Below are 6,795 nucleotides of genomic sequence, written 5' to 3' on the forward strand. Positions count from 1 at the left end.
ATACTTCCGATGGCTTAACGGATGTATGTTCCAATAAGAAATAGGCTTCCTTCAGGCGCTTTTGAGTGAGCCAATGACCAGGCGTTTCTGAAAACAACGCAAAGAAATCACGTTTAAAGGCCGATAAACTGCGCCCGGTGAGGTAGGCAAAGCGTTCAATACTTACATTGAATTTGTAATGGTGGTTCATGAAATCGGCCAGGTCAATTTTTTCCGGCTGCCCGAAATCGAATAAAATGCCCGCGAGCCCTGGTTGTTGCTGAAGCAAAATAAGCAGCAGTTCTTCCCGTTTCACATCGGCAAGGGCCTCACTGATCTTTCCTTCTCCATTATAATCATTTGCCAGCGACCGGATAAATTCATGGATCATTTTATCCTTCTTCAGCAACAGGAAAGCTTCCTTTTGCCGATGCAGCTGCATTACCGGGGAATGCTTTTTCTGAAATGCTTTCAGGAACTTTTCGTCCAGGATCACCACCACTTTTTCAAATGCCCCGTTTTCTTTTTGTTTGTGATACCTGGCCAGTGCGTTTTTACGCACCATGCAATAGTTTCCCGGCGTTAAAGTATACTTACGGTGACCGTCGTACCCTGTTATCGTTCCTTTAATGAGATATAAAAAAAAGTGCTCCGGCACAAATTGCTCGGGAGATATTTGCGGACCAATATAACAGGATTTAATTTCTGTAAGATGCATGCTGTTTCAGGTATTACGCCACATCTTTCCGCCAGTGCCTGCCATGCAGGAAAGGCTGCGCAGTTGCGTCAATCATTGATGTGGCCACAGTAAGTTATATTGTTTGTTTCATTTTCGCAACTGTATCATAACTGCATTTCTCCCGCGCTAAGGTTTTATATGCCCGAAACTGATCAGGCTTTCTGCTGTTGCCAATACGGCTTCCTCATTGCTTCCTGGCGCCCATCCCAACAGCTTCCGGGCCTTTTCGTTGCTGGCATTCCTGTAAATGCCCACTAAAGGCAGTATGCTTTTAGCTTGTTTATTAAACAGCGCGCTTGCTTTTAGTAACCACGTAGGCAGGCTGCGGGCAGACACCTTGCCGGCTGCCTGCGGCATTTTACGTTTAAGCAGCGCTGCAATTTCCAATAACGACATTGTACCTCCGGATAGTGCAAGGAAACGTTGCCCCGCGGCTGCGGGAGTAATCATGGCACTGATGTGCAGATCTGCCAGATCCCTCACATCCACAATGCCCATCCTGATATCCGGCAACGCCTTCATGCTGCCATCCATTACCTTTTGTAGCAGGCTATGCGCGGCGGATAATGCCGGCCCCAGCGACGGTCCGAAAATAGCCATGGGATTAATGGCCGTGAGTTCCAGCGGCCCGCCTTCCTGCCTGATAAAGTTCCACGCCGCCTTTTCCGCCAGCACCTTTGATTTATTATAGGCGGAGAGCCCTTTCTCGTTGGGATCTGTCCAGCTCTCTTCCGTGATCACGGTGTTCCTGTTCTTATGACTGTATCCTACCGCACCAAAGTTGGAAGTCATCACTACCCGTTTCACGCCTGCATCCCTCGCCGCCTTCAACACCCGCAAGGTGCCATCCACCGCCGGGCGGATCATCTCTTCCTCGCTTTCCGGCAACTCCAGGAATATGGGGGAGGCCACATGCAGCACATAGGTACAACCCGCCATTGCCTCGTTCCACTGCGCATCCCGCACCAGGTCGGCTATCACAAAAGACAGGCGGCTAGAATCCGCTACCCTGGCAGCTTTGAGCATACCTGTCACCTCCGCCTTCCGTTTTTCCGAACGGATAGTTGTTCTCACGGCATATCCTTCCTGCAATAATTGCCATATACAATGTATGGCCACATAACCGTTGCCACCGGTTACCAGTACCAATTTATGATGGTTCATGTTTCTGAAATTGTTTATTCCTATGCAAAATTACCGGCTAACTATACACAAGGTTTTGTTTAAAAGTCCAATGTTTATGTATCCGCGTGTACATGCACACTTTGGTTACAACAACCAATGATTTGGTTATCTCCTGCAGAGTGATTGTTTGGAAATTTGTGTAAACAAATAGCAAACAACATGAAAATTGTAGTAACCGGATCTGTTGGCAACATTGGCAGGCCACTCGTACCAAAGCTGGTGGCAAACGGACACCAGGTGACCGTGATCACCAGTAAACAACACAATGCAGGCGTTATTGAATCGATGGGAGCAAAAGCTGTTACAGGTTCCGTAGAAGATGTAAATTTGCTGACGCGTACTTTCGCCGGGGCGGATATCGTTTACACCATGGTGCCATCGTTTTTTGGCGCGGCGGACCTGCAGGAGTTTTACAGGAGCATTGGCGAAAACTATGAGGAAGCTATCAGGCAATCAGGTGTGAAACGTGTCATTAATTTAAGCAGTTTCGGCGCGCATCTCAGTAAAGGCACCGGCATCATCCTGGGCGTCCATTACGTGGAAGAGATCCTGAATAAACTGGAAAACGTTCAGATCACCCACATGCGACCCGGTTCCTTTTATTACAACCTGCTTGCTTTTGCTGATATGATCAGGAACCAGGGATTCATTGCAGCCAACTATGGCGCAAACGACGTGGTACAACTGGTGCACCCCGGTGATATTGCAGCAGCCATTGCAGATGAAGCGGAACAACCCGGCACACACCGGAAAATCCGTTATGTAATAAGCGATGAACGGACCTGCAACGAAATAGCCGCGGCAATAGGCAGGGAAATCGGTATCCCGGACCTTGAATGGCGCCTGATTTCCGACGAAGACGCTAAAAACAGGCATTTACAGGCCGGCGTTCCTCCTTTACTGGCACAATATCTCACAGAGTTATTCAGCTGCCTGCATAACGGGAAACTGGCGGAAGACCTTGTTCATCACCACCCCGAATACGGGAAAATAAAACTGGAGGATTATGCCAGGGAATTTGCGGTTATTTACAACAGCAAAAATAATTGATAACATATTACAGGCATCTTAACCTGGTCAAATATAAAAAATGAGTAACCACCAGCCGAAACGGATACACAGCATAGCAGCGTTTCACCGCTACAGGGAATTACCGGAACCGGAAAACCCGCTCATCAGCGTTGTAAACGTAGAAGATATCAGCTACACCGGGAAAGCAGAATCGCTGCTGCTTGACTTTTATTCTATTGCCCTCAAACGGCACCAGGATATCAGGTTTAAATACGGGCAGCAGCAGTACGATTTTGACGCCGGCGTAATGTTCTTCGTAGCTCCCGGCCAGCTGTTCAGCATTGAACATACAGCCGGGAAACCAGCCGACTGTTCCGGCTGGGTGTTACTCATACATCCGGATTTTCTCTGGAATACCCCCCTGGCCAAAACCATCAGGAAATATGAATACTTTGACTATGCCGTTCATGAAGCCCTGTTCCTTTCGCCGAAAGAAGAAGCAGTACTGAACAACATTATAGATATCATCCGGAAGGAATATCATTCTTCTATCGACAAGTTCACCCAAAGCATCATCATTCCGCAAATAGAATCCCTGCTCAACTATGCCGAACGCTTTTACCAGCGGCAGTTTGTAACACGGAAAATCACCAATCATCATATCCTGGCCCGCTTTGAGGAAATCCTTTCCGGCTGCCTGGATAGTAACCAGCTGCTGCAAAACGGACTGCCAACAGTACAGTATATGGCCAATGCACTGAATATATCCCCCAATTACCTGGGCACCTTACTACGCACTTTAACCGGAAAAAATACCCAGCAACATATCCACGACAGCCTGATTGAGAAAGCAAAAGAAAAAATTTCCACCACGGCATTGTCGGTCAGTGAAATTGCTTATGAACTGGGATTTGAGCATCCCCAATCCTTCAGCCGCTTCTTTAAATCCAAAACGGGGCTGTCGCCCCTGGCATTCAAAGCCACTTTTAACTAACCACCGGCAGGAGAATTACCGGTTGATGAAATCAAATTTTCCTTCAAAAAATTTCCCTATACCGGGAATGGGGCTGTTGGATTCATTGTTAGCGGCAATAATGCCAAATATAATCAGGATCAATGGAAGAAGGCCGGCTACAGATAAAACAGTACCCAGCGAAGGAATAACAGCTGCTACAATACCGGTAATAACGGCAAGCGCCACGGAGAAAATAATAATACCAAGCGACTGCCCCAGGTGATAGCTGACCAGCGGGTTTCTTTCTTTTGTTTTCTTGTATTCCAGATAGGCAGCAATCCAACCTATCAGGGTAATGTAGGAAATGATGGCGAGGGTTCTGTTTGTCATGAATATCGTATTTTGATATAGCCCAAAAGTATTTCCAGATACCCGCTGAAACTAATTTCAGGCAGCTACAGAGGGTCTACTACCCCGGAAAGGCGCATCTACAATGCGTCTACGAAAAGCATGATTAGTTACCCTTCAATTATTTACGGATAAGTTATATTAATCACTCATGTTCCATCCGTTCCATCAGAACCCCTATTTTTGCTGCATGATAACTACCAGGCGTCTACAGGTTTCCTTTTTAATTTTACTCCTGGGCATCTGCTCCGGCAGAGCCGCTGCTCAGGCTGTACTCATCGACTCCCTGAGACATGCCCTTGCCGCAGATACCAGTCCGGAAAGCCGGATCATGACCACCGCCAAACTGGCAAGAGCCCTGTTCTATAAAAATGTGCATGAAGCCATCAGCCTGGAGCAACAGGCCCTGGTGACCGGAAATTCCTTAAAGGATGGACAATACAAGGCGTTTACCTATGGTACGCTGGCTTACCTGTATGACCAGGTAAAAAATTATGCGGCAGTTCATACTGCTATCGACAGCGCCTTATATTATGCCGGGCGCACAGATAACAAACTGGTGAAGGGCTTTGTATGGCTGCGCAAGGGAATACTTGAATTTTCAGATGAGAAGTACGACCAGTCAATGGCCAGCCTGCTGAAATCCCTGCAGTTACTGGAGGGAAATGAAGCCTATAACTATGAGAATATTGCCTACTATTATATTGCCGGTATTTACTGGAGCAACCATGATATAGATAATTACAACAAGTATATCCGCTTAAGCTGGCAAACGGCTTTGAAAAGCGATGATCCCGACGACCTGTGCCGGGGTTACCAGGCGCTGGGCAATGCTTTCCTGGAGCGCTACCGGGCCGATACCGCCACCCGTTCTTTGCTGGATTCAGCGCTTTACTACAATCACCTGTGCCTGGAAGTGGCCCGCAAAGAGGAAGGCAGGATCATATTCAGTAATACCGCCGCGGTAGCTGCGCTCAATAACGGGGATATATACTTTGAGTATTATCCCGCTGCTTATAAAGACAGTGCAGAAAAATATATCAATATTGCGCTGACCATTGCCTGGCAGATAGGATACCCTGAGGTGGTAGCTAACTGCTACGGTATATTAAGCGAATATGCCATGAAGGAGGGCAGGTACAATGAAGCGGAAAAAATACTGCTGATGGGGCTTACAAAAGCGGAAGAAGATTCCACCACGCGCGACTTTACCAAAGCCCGCATGCTGTCCGGCCTGGCACGCGTTGCCGAGCAAAGCGGGAATACCGCCAAGGCCCTGCGGTACTACAAGGATTACATGAAATACGACAAGGCTTACTTTAATTCCAGTAAGCTTACCAGTATCAATAAGCTGGCAGCCCAATATGAATCCGATAAAAAAGAACAGGCACTCACGGTATTGAAGGAAAAAGCGGCATTTAACAAACAGCTTAACTTCATTTATTTTTGCCTCATCGTGGTTGGCCTGATAGCATTCGTATTCCTGTTCCGCTCCTATCACTTCCGGCTGAAAGCCGCTAAACAACGCCAGTTGCTGCTGGCCAGGGAAAAAGAAGATGCCAGCCTGCAATCGCAACTGGAGGCGCGGCTGCGGGAGGAAGAAGCCGCCCGCCTGCAGGCGGAACAGCAATTACTGCTGGAACGGCAGCAACGCCTCAATAAAGAGTTGCTGGCAGGTACGTTGCGGGTACAGGAAAAGAGTGAACTGCTGCTTACGCTCCGGAATAAAATAACGGGCGAAGCCGGGAACGGTAACATCCTGCGGCAAATGGACCGTATCATCAGCGAGGACCAGCGGCTGGATGAAGATTTTGAAACCCTGAAATCCGATTTTGCAGAAATACATCCTGATTTCTTTTCACAGCTGCAACAGAAAGCGCAAAATAGTCTCACCAGGCTGGATCTCAAGTACTGCTCCTATATCCTGATGGGCCTTTCCAATAAAGAAGTAGCCATGCGGCTCGGTATAGCGCCCAAAAGCATCCGTATGGCCCGTTACCGTATCAAACAAAAACTTGGATTGGAAAAAGACCAGCAACTGGACCAGTATATTCAAAGCCTTGCCTGAGCAAGCCGGAAACCGTTTGTTAATCATTATTAAATCATGTTATGGTAACAAAAAGAATAACGATAGATTATAACAGTGTACTAAAAGCGAAGATTTACTTTTTCTTTAAGAGAAGTATATGGAGATATTTAGCCGCGATGCTGATCATCGCGTACATTTTCCCGTTGAACCCGCCAGGTTTTTTGCTTTCAGGATTGATTTACTTTTTCGTCTTTACCATAGTGATACTGGTGCCGCTGTATCATTTCTCCTCGGTGACGATGGCAAAGAAAATTGACTTTGATGCAGATGTTACCTTTAGTGAAGCGCATATTGTAGTAGCGCATAAGAACAAAGCGTCTACGGAAACAAAAGAATGGACCTGGGTCAGGAACATTGATATCACTGCAAACAATGTATGGCTTGTAACAAACGAGGCGCCTCGTTTCCTCATCTCCCTCAGTAAAAATA

7 protein-coding genes are annotated in these 6,795 nt (G+C 47.2%); 4 read left to right on the plus strand and 3 right to left on the minus strand.

What is annotated here, in order from left to right; all coding sequences use genetic code 11:
* On the minus strand, positions 1-697 hold a 697-nt coding region (locus VN105_RS24755; protein ID WP_325645286.1), incomplete at its 3' end, for an AraC family transcriptional regulator.
* Between the two features lie 147 nt (positions 698-844).
* A complete protein-coding gene (locus VN105_RS24760; RefSeq protein WP_325645288.1) occupies positions 845-1,882 on the minus strand; it encodes an aldehyde reductase in 1,038 nt (345 codons plus the stop codon).
* A 180-nt stretch (positions 1,883-2,062) separates the two neighbouring features.
* On the opposite strand from VN105_RS24760, the gene VN105_RS24765 reads away from it, so the two are divergent.
* Positions 2,063-2,953: an NAD(P)H-binding protein gene (locus VN105_RS24765; protein WP_325645290.1), complete on the plus strand. Its 891-nt coding sequence runs from the start codon at positions 2,063-2,065 to the stop codon at positions 2,951-2,953.
* A gap of 40 nt (positions 2,954-2,993) precedes the next feature.
* On the plus strand, positions 2,994-3,908 hold the full coding sequence (locus VN105_RS24770) for a helix-turn-helix domain-containing protein (protein ID WP_325645292.1): 915 nt from the start codon (positions 2,994-2,996) through the stop codon (positions 3,906-3,908).
* Between the two features lie 15 nt (positions 3,909-3,923).
* Here the strand turns inward: VN105_RS24770 and VN105_RS24775 are convergent, their stop codons facing one another.
* Complete coding sequence (locus VN105_RS24775) at positions 3,924-4,259, minus strand: DUF4870 domain-containing protein (RefSeq protein WP_325645294.1); 336 nt, start codon at positions 4,257-4,259, stop codon at positions 3,924-3,926.
* 208 nt (positions 4,260-4,467) lie between these two features.
* Here VN105_RS24775 and VN105_RS24780 point away from each other — a divergent pair, with 208 nt between their 5' ends.
* Together VN105_RS24780 and VN105_RS24785 are read left to right on the plus strand one after the other, a co-directional pair.
* Positions 4,468-6,345 (plus strand): helix-turn-helix transcriptional regulator, encoded by a 1,878-nt coding sequence (locus VN105_RS24780; RefSeq protein ID WP_325645296.1) that lies wholly within the window; start codon positions 4,468-4,470, stop codon positions 6,343-6,345.
* A gap of 41 nt (positions 6,346-6,386) precedes the next feature.
* Positions 6,387-6,795 (plus strand): hypothetical protein (locus VN105_RS24785; RefSeq protein ID WP_325645298.1); only part of this gene is annotated, 409 nt, incomplete at its 3' end.

Source organism: Chitinophaga sp. (assembly GCF_035564935.1).
Taxonomy (GTDB): Bacteria; Bacteroidota; Bacteroidia; order Chitinophagales; family Chitinophagaceae; genus Chitinophaga.